This is a genomic window from Alteromonas sp. BZK5, from assembly GCF_014349115.1.
GTDB lineage: Bacteria > Pseudomonadota > Gammaproteobacteria > Enterobacterales > Alteromonadaceae > Alteromonas > Alteromonas macleodii.
On the sequence record NZ_JACSOE010000004.1, the window covers coordinates 60,783 to 83,351 of the forward strand.

Annotated in this window: 21 protein-coding genes; 11 read left to right on the forward strand and 10 right to left on the reverse strand. The window is 46.4% G+C overall.

The genetic code is table 11. The features are described from left to right. The first annotated feature begins 162 nt into the window (after positions 1-162). Positions 163-1,275, forward strand: a complete 1,113-nt coding sequence (locus BIZ39_RS02290) for a DUF748 domain-containing protein (protein ID WP_187446242.1) — start codon at positions 163-165, stop codon at positions 1,273-1,275. 22 nt (positions 1,276-1,297) lie between these two features. Here the strand turns inward: BIZ39_RS02290 and BIZ39_RS02295 are convergent, their stop codons facing one another. The 3 genes from BIZ39_RS02295 to BIZ39_RS02305 form a co-directional block, all read right to left on the reverse strand. Beyond that, the gene (locus BIZ39_RS02295) at positions 1,298-1,456 is read right to left on the reverse strand and encodes a hypothetical protein (RefSeq protein WP_012520154.1); all 159 of its coding nucleotides are present in this window, start codon (positions 1,454-1,456) and stop codon (positions 1,298-1,300) included. Positions 1,457-1,739: 283 nt separating this feature from the next. Further along, positions 1,740-1,988, reverse strand: a complete 249-nt coding sequence (locus BIZ39_RS02300) for a SlyX family protein (RefSeq protein WP_156079025.1) — start codon at positions 1,986-1,988, stop codon at positions 1,740-1,742. Positions 1,989-1,997: 9 nt separating this feature from the next. Continuing rightward, positions 1,998-2,930, reverse strand: a complete 933-nt coding sequence (locus tag BIZ39_RS02305) for a WD40 repeat domain-containing protein (protein ID WP_187446260.1) — start codon at positions 2,928-2,930, stop codon at positions 1,998-2,000. 197 nt (positions 2,931-3,127) lie between these two features. Between BIZ39_RS02305 and fkpA the strand changes: the two genes are divergently transcribed. Beyond that, positions 3,128-3,913: an FKBP-type peptidyl-prolyl cis-trans isomerase gene (gene fkpA, locus BIZ39_RS02310; RefSeq protein ID WP_014951335.1), complete on the forward strand. Its 786-nt coding sequence runs from the start codon at positions 3,128-3,130 to the stop codon at positions 3,911-3,913. Between the two features lie 272 nt (positions 3,914-4,185). Here fkpA and BIZ39_RS02315 read toward each other — a convergent pair whose 3' ends face one another. Continuing rightward, the gene (locus tag BIZ39_RS02315; RefSeq protein WP_170826521.1) at positions 4,186-4,455 is read right to left on the reverse strand and encodes a hypothetical protein; all 270 of its coding nucleotides are present in this window, start codon (positions 4,453-4,455) and stop codon (positions 4,186-4,188) included. Between the two features lie 174 nt (positions 4,456-4,629). Here BIZ39_RS02315 and greB point away from each other — a divergent pair, with 174 nt between their 5' ends. From greB to BIZ39_RS02330, 3 genes are all read left to right on the forward strand, one after another. After that, positions 4,630-5,115 carry a transcription elongation factor GreB gene (gene greB, locus BIZ39_RS02320; protein WP_187446243.1) on the forward strand — a complete coding sequence of 162 codons (486 nt, stop codon included), beginning with the start codon at positions 4,630-4,632 and terminating at the stop codon, positions 5,113-5,115. A gap of 178 nt (positions 5,116-5,293) precedes the next feature. Then, positions 5,294-7,642 carry a Tex family protein gene (locus tag BIZ39_RS02325; RefSeq protein WP_187446244.1) on the forward strand — a complete coding sequence of 783 codons (2,349 nt, stop codon included), beginning with the start codon at positions 5,294-5,296 and terminating at the stop codon, positions 7,640-7,642. Between the two features lie 436 nt (positions 7,643-8,078). Further along, positions 8,079-9,857: a C1 family peptidase gene (locus tag BIZ39_RS02330; RefSeq protein ID WP_187446245.1), complete on the forward strand. Its 1,779-nt coding sequence runs from the start codon at positions 8,079-8,081 to the stop codon at positions 9,855-9,857. Between the two features lie 121 nt (positions 9,858-9,978). Here BIZ39_RS02330 and BIZ39_RS02335 read toward each other — a convergent pair whose 3' ends face one another. The 3 genes from BIZ39_RS02335 to bioH all read right to left on the reverse strand — a co-directional run bounded on the left by BIZ39_RS02335 (position 9,979) and on the right by bioH (position 12,224). Next, positions 9,979-10,905 carry a putative metalloprotease CJM1_0395 family protein gene (locus tag BIZ39_RS02335; RefSeq protein ID WP_187446246.1) on the reverse strand — a complete coding sequence of 309 codons (927 nt, stop codon included), beginning with the start codon at positions 10,903-10,905 and terminating at the stop codon, positions 9,979-9,981. 14 nt (positions 10,906-10,919) lie between these two features. Continuing rightward, complete coding sequence (locus BIZ39_RS02340; RefSeq protein ID WP_014980723.1) at positions 10,920-11,237, reverse strand: hypothetical protein; 318 nt, start codon at positions 11,235-11,237, stop codon at positions 10,920-10,922. A gap of 177 nt (positions 11,238-11,414) precedes the next feature. Beyond that, positions 11,415-12,224, reverse strand: a complete 810-nt coding sequence (gene bioH, locus BIZ39_RS02345; protein WP_014980724.1) for a pimeloyl-ACP methyl ester esterase BioH — start codon at positions 12,222-12,224, stop codon at positions 11,415-11,417. A gap of 98 nt (positions 12,225-12,322) precedes the next feature. Between bioH and BIZ39_RS02350 the strand changes: the two genes are divergently transcribed. Further along, entirely contained in the window at positions 12,323-13,036 is a 714-nt protein-coding gene (locus tag BIZ39_RS02350) for a ComF family protein (protein WP_014980725.1), read from the forward strand. Between the two features lie 56 nt (positions 13,037-13,092). On the opposite strand, the gene BIZ39_RS02355 is transcribed toward BIZ39_RS02350, so the two are convergent. Beyond that, positions 13,093-15,750: a M14 family zinc carboxypeptidase gene (locus BIZ39_RS02355; protein ID WP_187446247.1), complete on the reverse strand. Its 2,658-nt coding sequence runs from the start codon at positions 15,748-15,750 to the stop codon at positions 13,093-13,095. A gap of 160 nt (positions 15,751-15,910) precedes the next feature. On the opposite strand from BIZ39_RS02355, the gene nfuA reads away from it, so the two are divergent. From nfuA to BIZ39_RS02375, 4 genes are all read left to right on the forward strand, one after another. After that, positions 15,911-16,489: a Fe-S biogenesis protein NfuA gene (gene nfuA / locus BIZ39_RS02360; protein WP_014951369.1), complete on the forward strand. Its 579-nt coding sequence runs from the start codon at positions 15,911-15,913 to the stop codon at positions 16,487-16,489. A 473-nt stretch (positions 16,490-16,962) separates the two neighbouring features. Beyond that, complete coding sequence (locus BIZ39_RS02365) at positions 16,963-17,667, forward strand: aspartate/glutamate racemase family protein (protein ID WP_187446248.1); 705 nt, start codon at positions 16,963-16,965, stop codon at positions 17,665-17,667. Positions 17,668-17,754: 87 nt separating this feature from the next. Continuing rightward, positions 17,755-18,138, forward strand: a complete 384-nt coding sequence (locus tag BIZ39_RS02370; RefSeq protein WP_014980729.1) for a VOC family protein — start codon at positions 17,755-17,757, stop codon at positions 18,136-18,138. Between the two features lie 271 nt (positions 18,139-18,409). After that, positions 18,410-19,108, forward strand: coding sequence for a class I SAM-dependent DNA methyltransferase (locus BIZ39_RS02375; RefSeq protein WP_187446249.1), 699 nt, complete (start codon positions 18,410-18,412; stop codon positions 19,106-19,108). Between the two features lie 98 nt (positions 19,109-19,206). Here the strand turns inward: BIZ39_RS02375 and BIZ39_RS02380 are convergent, their stop codons facing one another. Continuing rightward, entirely contained in the window at positions 19,207-20,553 is a 1,347-nt protein-coding gene (locus tag BIZ39_RS02380) for an MATE family efflux transporter (protein WP_061096212.1), read from the reverse strand. A gap of 121 nt (positions 20,554-20,674) precedes the next feature. On the opposite strand from BIZ39_RS02380, the gene BIZ39_RS02385 reads away from it, so the two are divergent. After that, a complete protein-coding gene (locus BIZ39_RS02385; protein WP_187446250.1) occupies positions 20,675-21,901 on the forward strand; it encodes a polysaccharide deacetylase family protein in 1,227 nt (408 codons plus the stop codon). A 79-nt stretch (positions 21,902-21,980) separates the two neighbouring features. On the opposite strand, the gene BIZ39_RS02390 is transcribed toward BIZ39_RS02385, so the two are convergent. Further along, on the reverse strand, positions 21,981-22,568 hold the full coding sequence (locus BIZ39_RS02390) for a GNAT family N-acetyltransferase (RefSeq protein ID WP_014951376.1): 588 nt from the start codon (positions 22,566-22,568) through the stop codon (positions 21,981-21,983). Between the last annotated feature and the right edge of the window lies 1 nt (position 22,569).

Genomic DNA, 22,569 nt, shown 5'->3' on the forward strand with positions numbered 1-22,569 from the left:
TCAGTAAATCTTACCGTTAAGCCTGTGTAACACCTTACAACGCTGTGCTCAGGCTTTTTGCAAACTTCTCTTCATGCCACGCCAACACTGGGTATCCTCGTTACCTAACGAAAGAGGTTGCTCAGGCATAATTTTTGTATTTCCTTTGCAAAGGAGTGAAATATGAAACATGCTAAAAAACGTGTCTGCTATGTCCTTATAGCCTTGTTGCTTGCGCTTATTGCCATAAGACTTTACTTGCCTTACGCCGCAGCGTCATACATCAACACGACGCTGAGTCAGTCAAAAGAGTATAACGGCCGCGTGGGCGATGTAGATTTAATGCTATGGCGTGGCGCATACAGTTTAGAACATGTTTTGCTTTATAAGGCGAACGGGCAAGTAGATAGGCCGCTGTTTAAAGCTGACTATGTGGAGTTTACGCTTTCATGGTCACAACTTTTCAAAGGTGCAGCGGTAGGAAAAGTCATTGTTAATTCCCCCGAGATTAATTTTGTAGACGGCACCACGGAGGAGAGAAGCCAGTCTGGTAAGGATGAAAACTGGTTATCTATCGCCGACCAACTCTTCCCGTTACGCATCGATAAGCTAACTATTAACCAAGGAAAAGTCGCTTTCCACAACCCCGATACTTCTCCGGCTATCGACATTGCGCTTCATGATATTCAGCTTGAAGTGAATAACTTGGTGAATAGCGATAACTTGTCAGACTCACGTGTAGCAACTGCCAAAGCGCAAGGACAAACGGCTCAGCAGGGCACGATATCCTTAAACGCTAAACTTAACCCCGCAACAACAGCCCCCACATTTGACGTTGATATTCAAGCTGACAACGTTGGACTAGTGAACTTTAAGAACCTACTTGATACCTACGCACCGTTTGATCTGGAAGCCGGTACCCTCACGCTTGCGGCTGAAGTGGCGTCTAATGAAGGGAAAGTAAAAGGCTATATCAAACCCATTTTGCATAATGTGGAGGTATTTTCTTGGAAGGGTGACATTGAACGTGACGGCGATGGTTTTATTGAAGGCAGTATCGAAGCCATTTCCGCGTTTGTCACCGAACTGTTTGAAAACCAAAGCGAAGACCAAATTGCCACACGCATTCCTGTTGAAGGCGATTTATCAAGCCCTGACACCCAAACATGGGAGGCATTTACCGCGATTTTAAAAAATGCATTTATCGAAGCTTTTAACGGCGATGTGGAGAAAAGTATAGAGTTGGATAGACTCGATCTGGATAAGTTGGAAGCGCCGGAAGGCTCTGAAAATTAAGAGCCCTCGCCGCTGAACGCGCTTAAATAGTACAGCTATCGCCACAGTCGTTGGCGCCGTCGCGCATACCTTCAATCTCTTGACTCTCTTGCTTGTCTTTTTCAGCCTGTTTCTCTGCTACTGACTGCTCAACAGAGTCAAAATCGATGCTATCAAACGCATCCATATCAAAATCGCTCATAACTCACTCTCTCAAATAGTAAAAAAGGCTTCTCTTTGCTGAAGCCTTTGTATCGGGGCGCAAGTGTAATTCAAATGTATATTCTGGCTAAATGAAGACTTCGCCTAACTCATAACAAGATGAACTAGCGTGATGTTTTTTAAACACTACTGCACATCAACGAAGCGCCTTTGATGTCTTCACAGGCCTCTCCCCACGATGAGCCCCCCGCAAACGGTGTCATCGCCAATAGACGCGATCCAAATAAATACCGCGTTGCAATTACTAGTGCGCTTCAATTGTTCTAGTAATGCGGAGGCGGGGTTTCTTCTGACTGCTTAGCAATATTAGACGGCTCGATAGACTTAACGCGGTCAACGACATGGCGTACTTTAAAGGCTAAATCGTCAAGCTGCTTTTGTTGCGAAGACAGCGCATCGTTTAGCGCCTCAATGGTGTGCTCCTGAAACGCAACTTTGGTTTGAAGCTCTTCGATATAGCTATTCGCGCTATCTATTTGCTGTTGTAAATGCTCAGCGCTTTTCTCTGTCATGTAAATTCTCTATCTCTCTCGTTGCCATTCTTCGGCAAGGCCACTACTGCTTATAGACAATATATTATCATTGGGAAGGAAGGCGACGCCATACACAACTGCGGTCGGTGGTGAAACTGACTCTCGTGAAGCAACCTGAATGGACTGCACTTGCTCGCCAGTTTTCAAATCCCACAGGTATACTTTTCTGGCGGGAGAGCCTGTTAGTAAAAACTGACCGTCTTTGGAAAACTCAACGTCTGTGAAGATTTTCTGACGCGCTGCATATTTGAGGGATGCCACAGGCTGCCCAGTTTGCACGTTCCACACTTGCGACTTGCTCTGGCTGTCCGCAGTAAAAGCAAAGCGGCCTTCATCATCAAGCGCTACTTTTGTTACTCGCGTGGGGTGGGTGAATGTATGAATTATTTGCCCAGTGTCAGTGCTCCATAAATACGCTATGTAATCGTTGCCCCCCGTCAATGCGAACTTACCGTTAGGGGAAATATCAATGGAGTTAACCTTTTCCTGATGCCCTAAAAACTCCAGTCGACGAGAAGTACGAGGTTCAAAGTACATCACTTTGCCATTTGAGCGCGCCACCAATATGCCGTTACCATTATTGGTAACCACCACATCTCTAATTGATGACTCGTCAATGCGCCAAAAACCTTCAGGCTCGCCGGTCTCCAAACTCCATAAGGCAAACGCCTCGCGGTCAGCGGTCACAACATAGCGTTTGTCGGCGCTAATGTGCACTGACATGACCAGGTTGTCACCTTCACCTTGGTGGCTCCAGTGATAAAGGGGCTCACTTTGTCCAATTCGCCATACGTTTACCCCATTATTCACACCTGAAACCACCGCTAACGTGCCGTCGGTAGAAATATCTGCGGCATAGGCGCCTTCTTCTACATGACGCCACTGCTGTATTGGCGTAGTATCAGGGACAGAGCATCCCATGGAATTACCTATAAGTACGATGAGTAACGCTATTCTATGGAACATTTGAGGCCTAAACATAATCAAATGGGTTTCGCTTTGTAAACGCTAGGTTTAACATAGCATGGATCACGCATCTTTAACTATCGTGCACACTGCCTTGGATGCAGCAGTATAGACATAGACGCATGATGATAAAAATTTATGGAGACGTTTTTATGCAGAAGTCGCTCGTTGCCTTATCTACTATCGCTGCGCTAGGCCTTTTCGCTTGCCAGCCAAATACATCTGATGAGGCCGCTTCTACAAGCGCTGATAGTGCAAAAACAACTTCTGTTTCAGCAGAAGAAATGACAGATACACAAAAGCAAGCTTACGCCATGGGCGCAAGCATGGGTTTGTTCGTTAGCAACCGTGCCGAACAACAAGAGCAACTGGGTTTAACATTAGACCAAGATGCGCTACAACAAGGCTTTAAAGACGGTCTAAACGACACCCTTAAGTTTACGCCAGAGCAGATTCAGCAAATCGCTCAACAAGGCGAAGAAGTACTTCGCGCTAAGCAGCAAGAGATGGCGGAACAAGCCGCTGAAAAAAATATTGAAGCAGGCCTAGCTTACCTAGAAGAAAACGGTAAGAAAGAAGGTGTGGTAACTACCGAGTCTGGTCTTCAGTACGAAGTACTTGAAGAAGGCGAGGGTGCAAGCCCAGAAGCGACAGACATGGTTAAAGTTCACTACCGTGGCACCTTGTTAGATGGTACGGAGTTCGACTCATCTTACAAGCGTGGCGAGCCAGCAGAATTTCCACTTAATCGCGTTATTTCTGGTTGGACTGAAGGCGTCCAATTGATGAAAGAAGGCGCAAAGTATCGCTTCCATATCCCATCTGAACTTGCTTATGGTGCGCGTTCTACTGGCGCAATCACGCCAAACTCGACGCTTATCTTTGACGTTGAGTTGCTAGAAGTGGTTAAGCCTGAAGCAGAAGCGCCAACGGAATAAGTTAGTGCTTTAAGAAAAAGATAAAGAGAAAGCCGACGCATAGCGTCGGCTTTTTTGTTTTAGTGAGTCAGCGTGATCCTTGCTTACCTTTTCCCTACGAGCCAGTGGGTTTTCACCACGCGCGTACCCAAATAGTAAAGTGGGTTATTCAATATGCTTGGTGCCTCGAATTACACTATTAAGCTTAGTCTAAATCGACCAAATTTCACGGTCTATTCCAAGCCTTTTTGGAACAATTTCGCCTTAAAACTTGGTGCTTAAAACAAAAGGTTTTAACGCTGAGGGGCGCGCCGCCTTTCTGTATGTACCTTAAACGTAGCAAAATGATTTAACAGAGACTGACCCACCTTATACATAGCACAACCTAAAATAAGATATATCACGGTTTGCATACTATTTAAGCGAACAACGATATCAAGCAAGGCATACAACAATAACAGCGCGCCGCTTAAAAACAGCATAAAACCGATGATAGTACCGCTGGTTTGGAACGGATCGTTCCCCGACCTTCGACGGTTCAACATTGGTATCCTGTTACGCATTCATTTCCCCTAATGATTTGACTATTATTTATACTACGACACTAAACGAAAGGTTTATGTTCAATAATTATTCAATCTGTCTCTTTTGTCACTTTTTGACGTACAGAAAGATTGCGTTTTGCCTTATTACCCACATAAAGTAGGGGTAATTAGCTGGATTATTTATAGGACATTGTGAAAACACCGCTTATCACTCGAAAGGGCTACTTAAAGCTTAAACAAGAACTGGATTTCTTGTGGCGTGAAGAACGACCTGAAACTACTCGCAAGGTAACCTGGGCAGCGAGCCTTGGTGACAGAAGCGAGAATGCCGACTATCAGTACAATAAGAAGAAGCTACGGGAAATTGATCGCCGCGTACGCTACCTTCGCAAGTGCTTGGAAAACCTAAAGGTTGTGGACTACGATTCACAGCAAGAGGGTAAGGTCTTCTTTGGTGCCTGGGTTGAAATTGAAAACGAAGCGGGCAAGGTGATGGAACTTAGGCTCGTGGGCTACGACGAAATTTTCGGCCGAAAGGATTACATTTCTATCGACTCTCCGATGGCGCGAGCACTGCTTGGCAAAGAAGAAGACGATGAGTTTGTTGTAAAAACCGAAACGGGCACGAAAGAGTGGTGGATAAACCGTATTTGGTACGACGCAACAGACAAACTGTGAGCACTAATATGCCCTATTTAATCACCCATTTGTAACACAATGATCAGACGACTTCCCCTACACCGCGGTGATATACTCACCGCTCCTATTTTCACTACCGACGCTGTGTATATAAGCCTTTCACACACCGTTTATTCGCCATTGCCTGACGCGAATTATTAGTATCTTAGAGCGACTTATGATTATCAATAAAATTGCAGATGAACTTAGCGTTCAACCTTCGCAAGTAACTGCCGCTGTTAAACTTCTTGATGAAGGGTCTACCGTACCTTTTATCGCGCGCTACCGAAAAGAAGTGACACAAGGCCTTGATGACACACAGCTGCGTACCTTGGAGCAGCGCTTAACCTACCTGCGAGAGCTTGAAGAGCGCCGCGATGTAATCCTTAAATCTATCGAGGAACAGGGCAAACTAACCGACGAGCTTAAAAGCAGTATCACCAGTGCTGACAGCAAAACTACCTTGGAAGATTTGTACTTACCGTACAAGCCTCGCCGACGCACTAAAGGCCAAATAGCGATTGAAGCAGGCCTTGAACCTTTAGCTGATACCTTATTCTCTACCCCAGATACCGATGCTGAAAGTGCAGCAAGCGAATACGTTAACGCAGATAGTGGCATTGCTGATACTAAAGCAGCATTAGAAGGCGCCCGCTATATCTTAATGGAGCGCTTCGCCGAAGACGCTACACTGCTGGCAAAAGTGCGCAAGTACTTAACTGAAAATGCTTATGTGAAAAGCACGGTTGTATCAGGTAAAGAGCAAGAAGCCGCCAAATATAAAGACTATTTCGAACACAGTGAAAAGTACAAGAACGTACCATCTCACCGCGCGCTGGCGATGTTTAGAGGCCGCAACGAAGGCATGCTACACATTCAGCTAGATGCCGACCCGCAGTCAGAAGACAACGGCCCATCGCATTGCGAACACATCATTGCAAGCCACTACGATATTATGCACCGTGGTCGAGGCGCAGATGACTTCTTAGCTCAAGTTGTACAGTGGACGTGGAAAATCAAAATTGGTTTACACATGGAAACTGAGCTATTCAGCGCCCTTAGAGAACGCGCAGAAGAAGAAGCCATTGAGGTATTTGCTAAAAACCTAAACGACCTGTTGATGGCTGCACCTGCAGGTGCAAAAACCACTATGGGCCTAGATCCAGGTTTGAGAACCGGCGTTAAGGTAGCGGTCGTAGACAGCACAGGAAAAGTGGTCGCAACCAACACCATATTCCCGCATGCGCCACAAAACCAGTGGGATAAATCTATTCGCACGCTCACCACGTTGTGCAAGCAATACAAAGTAGATTTAATCAGCATTGGCAACGGTACTGGCTCGCGCGAGACAGACAAACTCGTTGGCGAAATGCTCAAGAGCAACAGCGAGCTTACTGCACAAAAAATTATGGTCAGTGAAGCGGGTGCATCGGTGTATTCAGCCTCTGAGCTTGCTTCAAAAGAATTGCCTGACCTTGACGTGTCAATCCGCGGCGCAGTGTCTATCGCTCGACGCTTGCAAGACCCGCTGGCAGAGCTGGTTAAAATTGAACCTAAAGCTATTGGTGTAGGCCAATATCAGCATGACGTAAGCCAAAGCCAGTTAGGCAAGTCGCTAGACCGTGTTATTGAAGACTGTGTAAACGCCGTTGGCGTTGACTTAAACACGGCATCGCCCGCGCTTTTGAGCTATGTATCGGGCTTAAACAAAACCCTAGCGCATAACATTGTAAATTTCAGAGACACTAATGGCGCTTTCCCAGACCGTAACGCGCTATTGAAAGTCGAACGTTTAGGGCCTAAAGCCTTTGAGCAAGCGGCAGGCTTCCTTCGCATTGTAAACGGCACAAATCCACTTGATGCCTCTGCGGTTCACCCCGAAGCGTACCCAGTGGTAGATAAAATTGTAGATACGACCGCTGTCGCGGTTAACGACATCATCGGCAATACCGAGCTTCTAAAAAGCCTGTCGCCAGATACCTTTACCAGCGACACATTCGGTTTGCCAACAGTTAAAGACATTCTAAAAGAGTTGGATAAACCAGGCCGTGATCCTCGTCCAGAATTTAAAACTGCCGCGTTTAAAGAAGGCGTTGAAACCATTAACGATCTTAAACCAGGCATGATTTTAGAGGGTGTGGTGAGCAACGTAGCCAATTTTGGCGCGTTCGTTGATGTAGGCGTACATCAGGATGGACTGGTGCATATTTCAGCACTGACTAACAAGTTTATCTCAGACCCACGCGAGGTAGTTAAAGCAGGCGATATCGTCAAAGTAAAAGTGCTTGAAGTAGACGTACCGCGCAAGCGTATCTCCTTCACCATGCGCTTAGACGATACACCGAGTCAAAGCAATAATGCAGGCGGCAAACCAGCAGCAGGAAAACCACAAAGTAAAGGGGCTGGGCGTGCTAACGCAAAAGCAAACCCTCGTTCAAATCAGGGTGGCAGCAATCGCAACAGCCAGCCTCAAAACAGCGCCATGGGCAACGCCTTTGCTGATGCATTTGCTAAAGCAAAAAAGTAAACAGTAGCGATTCACCATAATTTACTGTTGCTTATAGAGGGCCTGTCACTGACAGGCCTTTTTTCTATCACGCTTCCATTTAGCCTGCCGTTTTTGCTACATTAGATTGTGGTACATTAGTTCGGGCGCATAGAAATTTTATGTGCCCAAAAACTCTTTAGCCAAAAGCACCAAAATAGAGAATACCGAAATAATGAAGAGGTGTAGGTCACACCGAAACCGAAGTTCGTATATTGGTAGCGTTTAGCAAGGCCGTTGACATGCTTTTAGAGCCTTAACGTTTAACGAAGGTAATGTTGCTCATTTGACCACAGCCTTTTTCTAGGCAGCACTTTCGGACAACCATAATGAGCTAAGGGCCACTAACCTTTGGTGTACGAGCGTAATCATCCAACGGTACAGCAAAGATTATCTGCCCTCATCAAAGGATGATTTTATGAACTCGCCTGTCTCAAAAAACATGCTGAATGTCAGCGCCGATTACCCCGACCTTCGGGATCGTTATTACCAGCCAAATCTTACTCCACTTAAGCCTTTTATCGACCCGCCAGGCAATTTGGTTATTTTAGACCAAGGAAAAGATGGAGCGTGTACCGGCTTTGCATTGGCCGCTACCATTAATTTCATTTACCGTCAGCAAGGCCGAAAACATACTGTTAGCCCGTGGATGCTTTATGCCATGGCCAAACGTCATGATGAGTGGTTAGGTGAAGCGTATGAAGGCTCTAGCTGCCGCGGTGCAATTAAGGGGTGGTACAACAGTGGCGTATGTAACGAGTCACTAACTGAAGATATTAAGCACAGCAACGAATTTGAAATGACCCTAGCTATTGCTAACAATGCAAGCAATCACAGGCTAGGTGCGTACTACCGTATTGAACGAGAAATTAGCGATTTTCATGCGGCGCTTAACGAAGTGGGCGTAATCTTTGTTTCTGCCAGAATTCATGAAGGCTGGAAAGATAGCGAAGGTGATGTAATAAGCTTAAGGCCTGAACCCATGGGTGGCCACGCGTTTGCCATTGTTGGCTATAACGATGAAGGCTTCTGGATCCAAAACTCCTGGGGGACGGATTGGAAAAAGTCAGGGCTGGCACTTTGGCGTTACGATGACTGGGCGTTAAATGTTATGGATGCTTGGGTCGTTCAACTCGCACTTCCTATTTCAGGCACAGGCACTTACCACCAAGCTACGCGCTCTATTGCACAGGGTTTGTTTTCTCGCTCCACACCACGGGTGAGCATTCAAGATCACTTCGTTCATTTCGACGACGGACACTTTGATACCAGAAGTAAATATTGGAGCAATAAAAACCACGTCGATGCCATTATTGAAAAACTTTCTGACAGTAACCATCGCCACGTAATGCTGTATGCTCACGGCGGCTTAAATAGCATAAAAGCTTCGGCTAAACGCATTGCTGCCATGAAAGACACCTTTCTTAAAAACGATATTTACCCCATTCACTTCATGTACGACACGGGTATGCTAGAAGAACTCAAGGATATTCTGGGCTTTAAGAATAAAGAGATTAGCAACAAAGTTGGGGCCTTCACCGACTACACCGACCGCATACTAGAATGGGCAACACATAAAGTAGGCGGCGCACTGTGGCGAGAAATGAAATCAGATGCTTGCACGCCCTTTACCCGTACCACATCAGATGGTACGTATTTCCTAACGCAATTGGCCGCCTACTTGAAAGACAATTCAGATATTAAGCTGCATGTCGTCGGTCATTCGGCAGGCTCTATTTTTCATGCTCACAGCCTATCTAGGCTGTGTAAAGTTGATGAAAACATAACGATTAAGAGTCTGCATTTACTGGCTCCAGCCATTAGCTCCCCCTTGTTCAACGAAAAGCTCTCTGCGCTTATAGAAGGTAAACACATTGAATCGACCATGGTTTACAACTTATCTGAAGCGTTAGAAAAAGATGACCACGTGGCGCGCATTTACCAGAAGTCGTTGCTCTATTTAGTATCAAATGCGTTTGAATCCAAACCAGAGATGCCCTTGTTAGGTATGGCTGTGTTTAATCAGCCTCTGCCTAACGTGACGTTTAAGTACAGTGAGGGGAAAGAAGGTGATGCCACCGCCGCCACGTCCCACGGTGGCTTCGATAGCGACGTAGATACCATGAACTCGGTGCTTTCAGACATCACTGGCGGCTCACCTAAATATCCGTTTACAAAGGCAATACTGGATTATTAATCCCTGCTGGTTTGAAGGCAATGCAAGGGAAGTGAAAGTGCTTTTTTCGCGATTTAGCCCTTAGCTATGACGGGCTAAATCGTTCGTGCAATGTTAAGCAGTTAGCGTTAATTGCAGGTTATCATGCTTGAAGCGATAAACCTTCTCTAGAGGGGGTGTAAGCTTGCAAATAAGCATTTTGAATGCGGCCAATTCGTGTTTGCATCACATTAGACTCATATGCCTGAAAGCCTTGTGTGTCTGCTGATGAAGATTGATTATCTAACACCATATCCGCAATAGAATCGGTTGCGGTGCCTATATTTGTATCGGGCTGCACGGCTGCCCCAGTGTCTGCAACAATGCCATTGCTTTGTGCTGAGGTAGAACCTGTTGAAGCCGTTTCTGTTTGGCCTTTGGCAATCTCGCTACGGGCCTCTGTGGCTTTTTGAGAAGCCTCTGCAGCCACTTTTAAATCTTGTGATGAAGGTTCAGCTGGTGCGAGGGCGGCTGCGCGCACTTGCTCCATTTTTTTCAGCGTTTCCTCTGGCGTTTTTTCTTCTGAAACATCAATCGACACTTCGCCATCGGTCACATAGCGTTTATTGTCAGGGCCTGTAGTGTATTCATACTGCGGAGCACCGGCGTACTGACCGCCTGTTGAAGCATGCGCTTGCTCGTGAACCCTCACTTCCTGATCGCGGGCTTTTAACTGCTCAATTTCAGCAGCGTCTTGTTTCTCTTGCTGTTCTTGTTGCCTGTCTTGCGCGCCCTGCTTGCCTGCACTCTCATCTTGCGCATTATCTTTCTGTTGCCCAAATACGTTTTGAAAGGCAGCTTGAAGTTCTGTTTGTACCTGAGGGCGCTCGTAAGTAACCGGCGCTGGCGGCTGGCCGGGACTCTTCGCTTTATCGGCTTCTGACCCCAAGCCTTTTTGAGAAGCCCCTTGCTGGGAATCTGACGCTTGGGGAATAGTTTCACGCTGCACGTTATCTCTACGTGCAGACTCTGTATTTATGTTCGCCGTGGGATAAGCAATGGCGTTAAGGATTGGTGTAACGATATTCACCGTAACTGCTCCACCTACGCAAGCACGTCTATAATGGTACCAAGCATCTCATCGGCAACACCTAGTACTTTGGCAGAGGCTTGGGCATTACGTTCGTTTACATTGAGCGCGATTAAGTCGTCAGTAAGACGCGTGGAGGTAGGCGTTGAATTCGATGACGTGTTTATAGTGTCGGTATTGGTCGCAATAGGTTGAGCGGGAGCTACCGCATCCTCAGCAGTTCGCTGAGCAATATTTGATGCTGCCTGCGAAATTCCATCGCTGGCATTTTGTAAACCATATTGAGCCGCTGCAAATGCAGAGCCTGCACTTAAACCATCAATACTTGTCATACACTACCCCTAACCTCTCATGTGCAATTATTAACCAATTTCGCACAAATGGAAAGACATGTATCACACCCTGTCATTAACTTATTGTAAGCAGGCGATTTTTATTAAGCTGTCAAAGATAAGAAAAGCTTCAAACTATCGGCAAGCCGCGGTTTGAAGCTTCATGTCATCGCTCTATTAAGACGCCTTTTGCTGGTAAACGCCAGCGGCAAAGCGAAATAAAATGTCAGCAGTTTGCTGAGGATGTGAAATAAACGGCGCATGCGACGCATGAGGCAGAACAACGGTATCAGCCTGCGGATGTAGCTCACATATACGATCTATTCCGCTGGTCGGCACTAGACTATCTAACCTGCCATACAATCTTAATGTGGGTGTAGTTATTCGCCCCACGTCTTGACGCATATCTTCAGTAGACAAAATGCGTAAACCTTTCTTAAGCGCTTCCTCGGCCGGATCTGGGAATTGGGTTACCTGTTCTCTGATCGCCTTAATATCCTGCTTTGCCGTTTCGCTGCCCATCGCTTGAATTGCCAAAAAACGTTCCAGTGTTTTCTGATAGTTCTTTTCAAGCTGAGTCTCGAACATTGAAAGTAAATCGGCAGCAATCCCCGGCCAACAAGGCCCTGCTATAAATCGAGGTGTTGAAGCAATCGTTACCAGTCCGGTAAGTTTTTCTGGTGCTAACAGCGCTAACTTTTGCGCAACTAGGCCTCCTAATGACCACCCAACCAACACACACTGGTCTGGCAGTTGGTTCACAATGGATTGAGCCAATGTTTCCACGTTATACGGTGACGGAACGAACTCCGCATTTTCTCCAAACCCAGGAAGATCTATGGTGGTGACGCGAAAATTATCGCTTAAATAAGGGATAAAGGATGTGAACGCTCCGCTGTTCATACCCCAACCATGAAGAAATACCACATCTACGCCTGTACCCTGAGTACGGGTGACAAGCTCGCCGTTTGTATGCAAACTTTCCATTTACACCTCCTTAGGCAGTCACGTGTTTTTGAGGCAACACGAAATAATGAAAACAGGTCGACGTTCGACAATTCAAGGAAGTTGATGGAATCAACACTATGAACCTTTCATGCTTGCTATGTTATCAGGCAAGTCCTACGCCAGTATGTCACTGGTGTGAAGATGACATATTTTTTTTCGATGCCACGTTGCACGGAAGTAACTTACTTCAATATGGCCCTGTGGCAGGCCACGTCAAGCATAGCCACTATGACGCGTTACGCGTTTTGGGACTTCATACGTGGCCAATGTCATCGCTGGTTCACCAGTTAAAGTTTACGCATTCCCTTACGGCAGGAAAAGTATTAAGTAACTGGTTTGTCCATAAAATGCGACAGTGCACTTTATCAGTGCCCAATGTGCTGCTTCCGGTGCCAATTAGTGCATGGCGACTTGCTACACGGCACTACAATCAGGCTACGCTTCTGTGTGAAAGCATAAGCAGTGAGCTGAATATTCCAGTTAACCAGTCGTGGGCCAAACGACGGGGCTTTAGCGTGCAGCATCACTTATCCAAAATGGCGAGAGCCGAAAACGCAAGCCGTGTATTTAGCCTATCGACGCAGTGTATCGATGATGAGATAGCGATAGCGCAAGGCATTAAAGATGGCAGCAACTTCAGCGTTGCAATCGTCGATGACGTACTCACCACCGGCGTGACCGTGAATACATTGAGTAAAAGGCTCAAAAAACGCTACCCAAATTTACACATTCAGGTGTGGGTAGCGGCATTTACGCCACCGCCTAAAAGCAGTCTGTATCAGAAAGCCTAGTGATCAAGAGCGGTGATACTGAAAAGCGCGGCATTCGCCGCGCCTTTCAAACTGATTTAGCGGATAAAGTGCGATTGGTAGATTGCATTGGCCAGCATCTTGTTCGTGCCATACCAGTACCCTCTAAACTGCGTATTGTCGGTAAAGCCAATGACAACGCCGCGACCCATTTTTTGAGTCGTCACAGCAGTTGATTCAGCCATTAGCGCAACCATTCGTTTGTCACTAAATCCAGCCATGAGAGGCTCATCAGTGTAGCGTGCAGGTGTTATAAAGGGTGAGCTACTGGCTTCCACTATCATATTATTGGTTTTAAACATGGGCAGTGTGTCGTCATCATAGCCGTAGAACAATGGATGAGTATTGTCGATATTGGCTTCAAACACAGCGCCAGCCACCAACTTTCTGGCGTACAACGATGCGCCATCTTTATAGCTGAGTTCGCTTTCATCGAACGCGTTATCAATACTCTCTCGACTAACAATTTCTACGTCTAACCATTTATGTTGAGCGAAATAACGCAACGCGGATTTCTGCCCCACGATCACGCCACCGGCTTTCACCCACTGTTCAATTTGAGTTCTTTCACTTTCGGTAAAGCGATATCCACCGCTAGGGAATAGAAGGTGCGTATAAGTAACGCTCGGATCATTAAGCGCGCTTGTCAGATGTTGTTGCTCAACAATACTGGCAGCCAGCCCCACTTTTGTGTCGAAATAGTGCCATATTTCACCTGCTTCGTATTCACTGGTGCCTTCGCCGCCCACTATTAACACCTGTGGCAAGGTAACAGGTGCCATGCTCCGGCTACCCAAATCGTGCCCTGTGGGTGTTAACCCACTGCGCAAACTAAACACAGGCACCTGAAGTTGCTGTTGCGCATCGCGCAAAATGGCCGCCAAGTCTTCTGGCTGACCCAGTCCTTTTGGTACAACTATGCTGCCAGGCTGAAGCTCAATGCTGTTGCCATCGTATTTAATAGCGGAAAACGCTTCTTCACTACTACGCACCTTAACGCCAGCTTCCAATAACGTTTGCAGCATGGCTGGCGCATAGTACTGCTGCCATGAAAACGCATACGCGTATGCGTCTGGGTGAATATCGTTAAGTGCCGGTTGCACAAGTGCGGTGTTGTCGCTAAGTTTTAGGCTTCGCGCATCGCCCCTATCTAGAGGCGCGTAATCCAAATTGAAAGCCAAAGCCAAATTCCACGTTGATACATCGTAAAACGTGTTGTTCTCAAACGAGGTTTGGGTAGAGAAAATTGACTTTACTAAACGGTATTGAGGCTGGTTTGAAGGAATATAAATCGCGCGACCTGCACCATAGCGAACTTTGCTTACCTCAACATCTTTCGTTAACACCTCGTAATTAATATGATGCTGTTCAAGCAATGCAACAAATGCGTTAAAGCGAGCTGTGTCATTCGATGCACTAACAACAAAACCTACCTGCTCATCCTTTTCAGCCAGTGACTGTGTGCTCTTAACAAAACCCGATTGATAATCGAGAATAGCAGCCTTATTTGCCAATGCGCCTCTAAAAGTGCTTAAAGACGTAGTAATTTGATTTGCTATGGTGTCTTTGAAGGCAAGCTTGCCATTAATAGAGTCCTGAATGTGGCCCCGTGAGCTTGCTTGCTCAAAAAGAATACCCACACTGCCGTGTAAATCAGGATAGGTCGAGCCTTTGCCTGCGTAGAAATCGTCAAACGCTTCTTGGGTAAAATAGAGCTCCCCTTGCTCATCAAACGCGGCAGCATGATACTGGGCAAGCGCTTCAGTTAGCGTTACGTTCTCATCAGGCGTCAGTGGATTTTTACGCGAGCGCACACCAGGCTGGAAAAAATAGGTGCTGTCTGTCCCCATCTCATGAAAATCGGTGAGGATATGTGGGCGCCATTTATGAAACTGTTTAATTCGCGCCTGCGACTCTGGGTGCGCCAGCAATAGCCAGTCGCGGTTTAAATCAAACCAGTAATGATTTGTTCTACCTGACGGCCACCCCTCATCGTGTTCACGATGTCGACTGTCAGAAACCAGCTGCTTGCCCTTGTGCATATTTGCCCACTGAGCAAATCGAGAAAGCCCGTCGGGGTTGAAAGACGGATCAAACAGCACAATATTGTTATTCAACAAGGCATCAATTTCTTTACCTTCAGCCGCGGCCAAATAATAAGCCAACGCAAGTGAAGCATTGGTTCCGGAAGGCTCGTTACCGTGAATACTGTAGCCCATGTAGAAAATAAGGGGAGCATCGCTACCTACTTTCTTCCCGCTTTCCATTGCATCAATGTGTTGCTGCCTCATCGCCTCAATATTGTTTCTATTTGAGGGCGCTGTGATTGTCAGTAACAGAAGTGGGCGGTTTTCGTGAGTACGGCCGGTTTCTTCAATGGTGATACGGTCAGACTTCTCGGCAAGTAGTTTCATATAATTGACGACTTGGTCGTGACGCACATGCCACTCGCCAATGTTGGCGCCTAGTATCGATTCAGGCGTGGGAATAGCTGGGTTGTAGGATACCGTGTCAGGTAAGTATGCTGTCACCGGCTGCCCGCCTACATCAGGTGCAATAGTAACAGTTGAAGCAGAGGCGGGTTGTGCTAATGATTTCTGACTGGCTGTTGCCCCAAAGGCGATGGTGCCAAGGGCTAATAATGAAACGAGTGAGAATGGATTCTTTTTGGCGGTGTAATGCAATTTCGCGAACATAGCGCTTCCCGTCTTGTTGTTATGGTTGAGAATAGTGTCGACGTGCACGCCTCTCAACAAATTCGATTCACTGGAATAATTTATTTAATTAATACCTGACTGTTTTACTCAGGTAAATTTGATACAATAATCCAAATTTCAAAATATGTAGGACTTGCTGATGATAACTATATCAGAAGAAGCCCAGGCTCACTTCGTAAAACTGTTGAGTAAACAAGAGTCTGGCACGAATATTCGTGTATTCGTCGTAAATCCAGGCACTTCGTCGGCTGAGTGTGGCGTGTCCTATTGCCCACCAGACGCGGTTGAAGAAACGGATACCCGTTTGCCATTTAATGGTTTCGATGCGGTCGTAGATGAAGAAAGCGCGCCTTATTTAGAGGAAGCGGAAATTGATTACGTTACCGATCAAATGGGCTCACAGTTAACCTTAAAAGCACCTAATGCAAAAGCGCGTAAAGTGTCTGACGACGCACCATTAATTGAGCGAATTAACTATATGATTGAGTCGGAAATCAATCCTCAGTTAGCGAGCCATGGTGGCAATGTTGTATTGACAGAACTGACTGACGATGGCTATGCCATACTTCAGTTCGGCGGCGGCTGCAATGGTTGCTCAATGGTAGACGTAACGCTTAAAGAAGGTATTGAGAAGCAAATGGTTGAGCAATTCGCTGGCGAGCTTAAGGGCGTGCGCGATGCGACTGAGCACCAAGCGGGTGAGCACTCTTACTACTAAGCGTAATATTGCACTTGCTTAAGTGTATATCTCGATAACTATCTCATGCTAAAGCAAGACATTCACAAAAGCTGGCAACGATTCAAAATAGGTCTATCTATTTTCGTTGTCGGCGTCTTGCTGTTGTTTACCTTAAGTGAACTTCATATCACGCTGCATTACCTGAGCCTTCTTATATTATTTGTCGGTTTCGCTATCGCCATGTTGGGTTACTGGGGAATTTTTATTCAGCGTTTTTCGTTTATAAAAAACAAAAAGCCACCGCCTAAATTCTGATTACTTCCTGCTCTACGCCATACCTTCTTGCCCTATTCTTAATGTAAGCCAGTCTGATTGCATTCAGTTTTACCCATACGCCATACTCTACATTGCGAAGCTGTCTCCCGTTTATTTATATTCGCCTAGCGCTCGTCTCGGGTTATAGGTAGATTAGAGGTTGCGCTAAGTGCCGAACAAAATAAAAGGGAGCTGTGGTGAATACAACAAAGAAGCTGGGCCTGCTTGGCGGAATGAGTTGGGAATCAACGGTCAGTTACTATCAAGCCATAAACCGTGGTGTAAACGCTCAACTTGGCGGCCTTCACAGCGCACCGCTGATAATAAGCAGCGTTGACTTTGCCCACATAGAGCAGCTTCAGCATAAAGGAGAATGGGATAATACCGCCGATATACTGATCCGCGAGGCGAAGCACTTAGAAACTGCGGGTGCAAAAGCCATATTAATTTGTACCAATACCATGCACAAAGTAGCAGCTGACATAGAGCAGAAGATCACCATCCCACTTATTCACATTGCCGACGCTACGGGGTGCGTGTTGCAACAAGATAAGGTTAAGAAAGTTGGGCTATTGGGCACCCGCTTCACCATGGAACAAACCTTTTATACATCCCGCCTTAAAGAGATTTTTGGCATTGAGGTTGTTACTCCAAATGCCCAACAACGAGACACGGTTCATAACATTATTTATGAACAATTATGCAAGGGCGTGATTTGTGTTGAATCCCGTAACGCGTATATTGACATTATAAATGAACTGGCGGCCGAGGGTGCTGAAGGCATCATTTTAGGCTGCACAGAAATTGCCTTATTAGTTCAACAACATCACACCAAAGTTAAGTTATACGATACTACCGCTATCCATGCTTCAGCTGCGGTAGATTTTGCATTAGCTCCCTAAAGCGTTAGCAAAGGGTAAGTAGCGAAACACACATAACCTGACATTGATAAAAGGGAATTGGCCCTACTATTTTCAGAGGACACAGCTATGTTTAGCCACGTAATGATTGGTGCGAACGACCTTGAAGCATCAAAAAAATTCTACGATGCTATTTTAGGAGTATTAGGATACGAACCAGGCGTTTTTGATGAATACGGACGGGTTTTTTACTATACGCCGAAAGGTATTTTAGCGCTAACAAAGCCGATTAACGGAGAGGCTGCCACACACGGTAATGGCACCACACTCGGCCTTGCCGCTCGAACACCAGACATCGTTGATGAATGGCATAAAGTAGGAAGCGAGAATGGGGGCGTGCCGTGCGAGGACCCACCGGGTATTCGCGGTACTGGTGAACGCCAACTGTATCTTGCTTATCTGCGAGACCCAGCGGGCAACAAGCTCTGTGCCACGCACATCGTAAGAAAATAGCTGAAAGTGCTGCCTGCTTAAATGATCACGCTCTTTTTGCAGGCTATTCGCTTTTAGCTGTCTATTTGGCCCAAAGCCCTTTTAATAATAGCGCTTTGGGTAATGCCTAGTTAAGTCTACATATAAGCCCTAACCAAGCGATACAGCATAGGCGTTACTGTCTGACCACTCAGTATCCTAAACGGGTTTCGCCTTTTCTCTTCTTTGCACTATACATTGTTGCTAGATGAATTAACCTTGAACCAGTAAAAGCGCAGCTAACAGAGGGAATATGACACCTGAAGAAACTGGCAAGGCCTACGACACCATTACACACCTTTGGACTCGTCCTGAATTTAATCAGAAAAATGGGTTAACCGCCTACCAAAAAGCATTGTCATTTTTAGCGGCCCCCCCATCACAAGAGCCTGATACGGTGCCTAGCGAAGCGCTTGATAAGGGAGAAGCGAGCAATAAAGACAAACCAAAGAAAAGAGGTTACGCACTAGACATAGGTTGCGGATGCACCAATCGTTTTGTTCCGATTATCGAAAGCGCAGGGCTAGCTTACGAAGGCATTGATGTTTCCAAGGATATGCTGGCCATTGCGACGTCCCAATTACCCGCTCATACCTTCTATTGCGCCGACGTGTGTACATTCACTATCCCCAAGCACTATTCGTTTATTAGCGCTTGGGATAGCTTTTGGCATATTCCCCTAACGCAGCAAGAGCCTTTGCTTAAGAAGCTAGTGGATCACTTAGACGATGACGGAGTGTTGCTTTTTAGCTGTGGAGGTACAGATGAAAGCGGCCAACACACAAACGAAGTGATGGGCCCAGAAGTCTACTACGCCTCGCTGGGGCTACATAGATACATAGAAATATTGATAGAAGCAGGCGGGTTTATTCGTCACGTTGAATTCGATCAGCACCCTGAACTACACACTATTGTCATTGTGCAAAAAAGAACCGCGCAAAAAACACAGTAGCAAAAAAAATAATACTGGATGATGCCCTAGAAAAACTGAGAGAGTCAGCGTGCTCAGCACGCCGTCCCTAAGTAAGGTCAGCGAAGCGTTATAAAACACTAGCTTTGCGGTGTCGCTAGCTCACCGCGTTTATCTAAACGATAAAAGCTCCAGGCCAATGTCACACCGCGAGCGAGTAAAAAGGCAAGGAGAGCATACCAAAGGCTGACGTTACCCTGATCTTGCGTGAGATACCAAACGGGGAAATACACCCCTAACGCACTTATTATCATGGTATTTCTCATTGCGCTAGCCCGGGTAAGACCAACAAATACGCCATCGTACAAAAAACACCAATGCGCTAATAGAGGAAGTAATACCATTAAACCAAGATAAGGTAACGCAGCTTTTACAATGTCACTATGTTCGGTAAGCAGCGCGATAATGGCCTCACCGCCAGCGAAAAATATCAAGCTATAAATAAGGGCAAAAATACTCGACCAGACTAACCCTTGGTAGGTGCGTCGTTTCACTTCACTGCTGTCAGACGCCCCTTTGGCTTCACCCACCAGCGCTTCCACACCATAGGCTATGCCATCAAGTCCCAATGCAATAAGAACAAAGAACTGCATGAGTATGGCATTGACAGCCGCCGACGTTTCGCCGTAACGGGCACCTTGAATGGTGAGAAACGCTAAGCAGCCCTGTAATGCTAAGTTACGCAATAGCATGTCACCGTTAAGCTTCATCAGAACCTTCCGAGCTGCACGGTTAAACCACGATGCACTCACCGCGACACCGCCAACGCGCTTAAACGCCACCGCTAGCGCCATTATAGCCATGGTATACTCAGCAATAACACTGGCCAGCGCCACGCCAGCTACAGACAAACCAAGCCCGAACACAAACACTACATCGAGTCCCGCATTCAATAAATTTCCCACAATTTGAATAGCCATGACGCTGCGCGTTTTTTGCTGCCCTACTAACCATCCAACTAATGCCAGATTAAGCATGGCAGCTGGTGCGCCCCATACCCGCGTCGAAAAATAGTCTTGAAGATGCAGGGCAACTTCACTGTTTGGCTGAGTTAAAGCTAAGCCTATAGACAAGATAGGAGATTGAAGAGCAAGTACCACAGCCCCCAACACTAGAGCAACCGCCACTGTTTGCCACAGCACTTTTGCTGACTCTAATGTATTGTTCGGTGAGCCTTTAGCTTGTGCACTCAAGCCTGTTGATGACATGCGAAGAAACCCGCACACCCAGTATATTTGCGTTAAGATAAGTGCGCCCACCGAAGCCCCTGCAAGCATGGCTGGTAAAGACATGTGTCCCAAAACCGCGGTATCCACCAAACCTAATAGAGGCGTAGTAATATTCGCTAAGATCATGGGAAGCGCTAACGCCAACAGACGGGAATGGTCGTCAAAAAAGGAGCGCTGAGTTAGTTGGGCAGGGGACATAAATGATCTCAGTAGGGGTTAATTTCGCTATATACTATCAACCTATGCAGCGGCATAAGTGAAATGCGTACCAGCTTGACCATGTATAAGATTGGCCAAGTCGCATTATTTGGAGTTTACCATGCTATTGAATTTGATTAGGCACTCAGTGGATGATGATATGAAAACCAACAATGTAATTCAAAATAGAACGACGAGTCGTACGCGTTTGAAGATCTTATCTTCAATGCTTGCGGGAATTTTCAATGTTTTGTTGGTCTCACCTAGCATTGCTTCAGGCTCAGATGCAAACCCTGTTGCTGATGCGACTTCCACTACAAAGGAACAAAGTGGTAGTAACATCGACTCTAGTCTTAGCACCACGCCTAACGCCGCCATTTTGCTTTATCACCATGTGTCGTCTTCAACACCAGCCAGTACCAGTATTTCGCCTGAAGCCTTTAAATCGCACATGGAATATTTGGACGCACACCACACTGTTGTTTCGCTTCAGGACGTTGTTTCTGCGATACAACACAACACTACACTGCCAGAAAATGCGGTTGCGATTACGTTTGACGATGGCTACGCAAACATTTTAGACAATGCTCACCCAATACTGGCTGACCTAGGGTTTCCCTATACCGTGTTTATCAACCCTGATGAAATTGGCGTAGGTCCTAAGCAGCTAACATGGGAGCAAGTTATTGCTATGCATAACGATGGCGTTGTTTTTGCCAACCACACGCTAGACCACCTTCATATGCTAAACGGTGAGCAAGCAATGGGCGAGCGCGCATGGCTGGAGAAAGTTTGGCAGAACGTAGAAAGTGCTGAAAAGAAGATTGAAGATAAACTGGATATTAGCCTTAAATATTTAGCGTACCCGTTTGGTGAATACAACACGGCGCTCGCTAATAAGCTCAAAGCTGAAGGTTACATAGGATTCGGGCAGCATTCCGGGGCTGTGGGCCCATCTAGCGACATGCAGGCACTACCGCGCTTCCCCGCGGCCGGTCCTTACGCCAATTTGGCAACGCTAAAGACCAAGCTTAATAGTCTTGCCATGCCAGTGACGCAAAGTTCACATAAAGACCCTCGTATGACAACGCGAAACCTGTCATCGCCCATTAGTTTAACGATAGACAGTGACGATGTTCGCCTTACACAAGTAAATTGTTTTTTCGGCGGCGACCCTATCGAGACTAGCCTAGAAGAAAATGTGCTTACGTTTACCCTTGATGAAACACTTCCAATAGGACGTTCACGTGTGAATTGTACAGCACCGTCTAATGCGCAATCAGGGCGTTATTATTGGTACTCTACGCCCTTCTTTGTGGCAGATGAAGACGGCAATTACCCAGACTAGGGCATGCCGATAAGGCACATCTATGCTTGAGCGCGAGCGCATATCGATTGGGCTCGCGCTTATATAAGGAAACGTTTACCTATACAGGTTTAGAAAATCGAATAAAACCTTTATTTATCGACTCTTCCACAAAACTATGACGCTGATAGAAACGAATGGCTGGCACGTTCGACACTTCAACATCTAGTACCACTTTACGTTTGTTCAGTTTTTCTGCTCGCGCTTGCATAGCATCTACCAGTATCGTTCCCACGCCCGTTCGACGGGCACTTTCTTCAACAGAGAGATGGCCTATCATGAGTTCGGTATTAGTAGGCGGCGTAAGATTGATGGCCACGGTCTGATTGCGCATGAGCACTGTCATAGCCTCATCGAGGGTAAAGTACGATGTGATGCTATCAAGGGTCGCCCTATCAAATGTTGCACCAAGTTTGCTGTGCCAAGAGGTCACAACACCGAGTACTTCGTCGCCGCTACACGCCACCCAATGATTCTTAAAGCCATATTGCCCGCCACCGAGCTCCCATGCATGAGACAGGTAGCCCTCAGCTGTTTTATTTTTATTTTGTCCAAAAATAGACGTTAACAAAGACTGCGCCGCATTCAATATAAGCGGCGTAGTTTGCGCAGCATCAGATGCCACACCTTGCCTTATTTTGATTTCCATA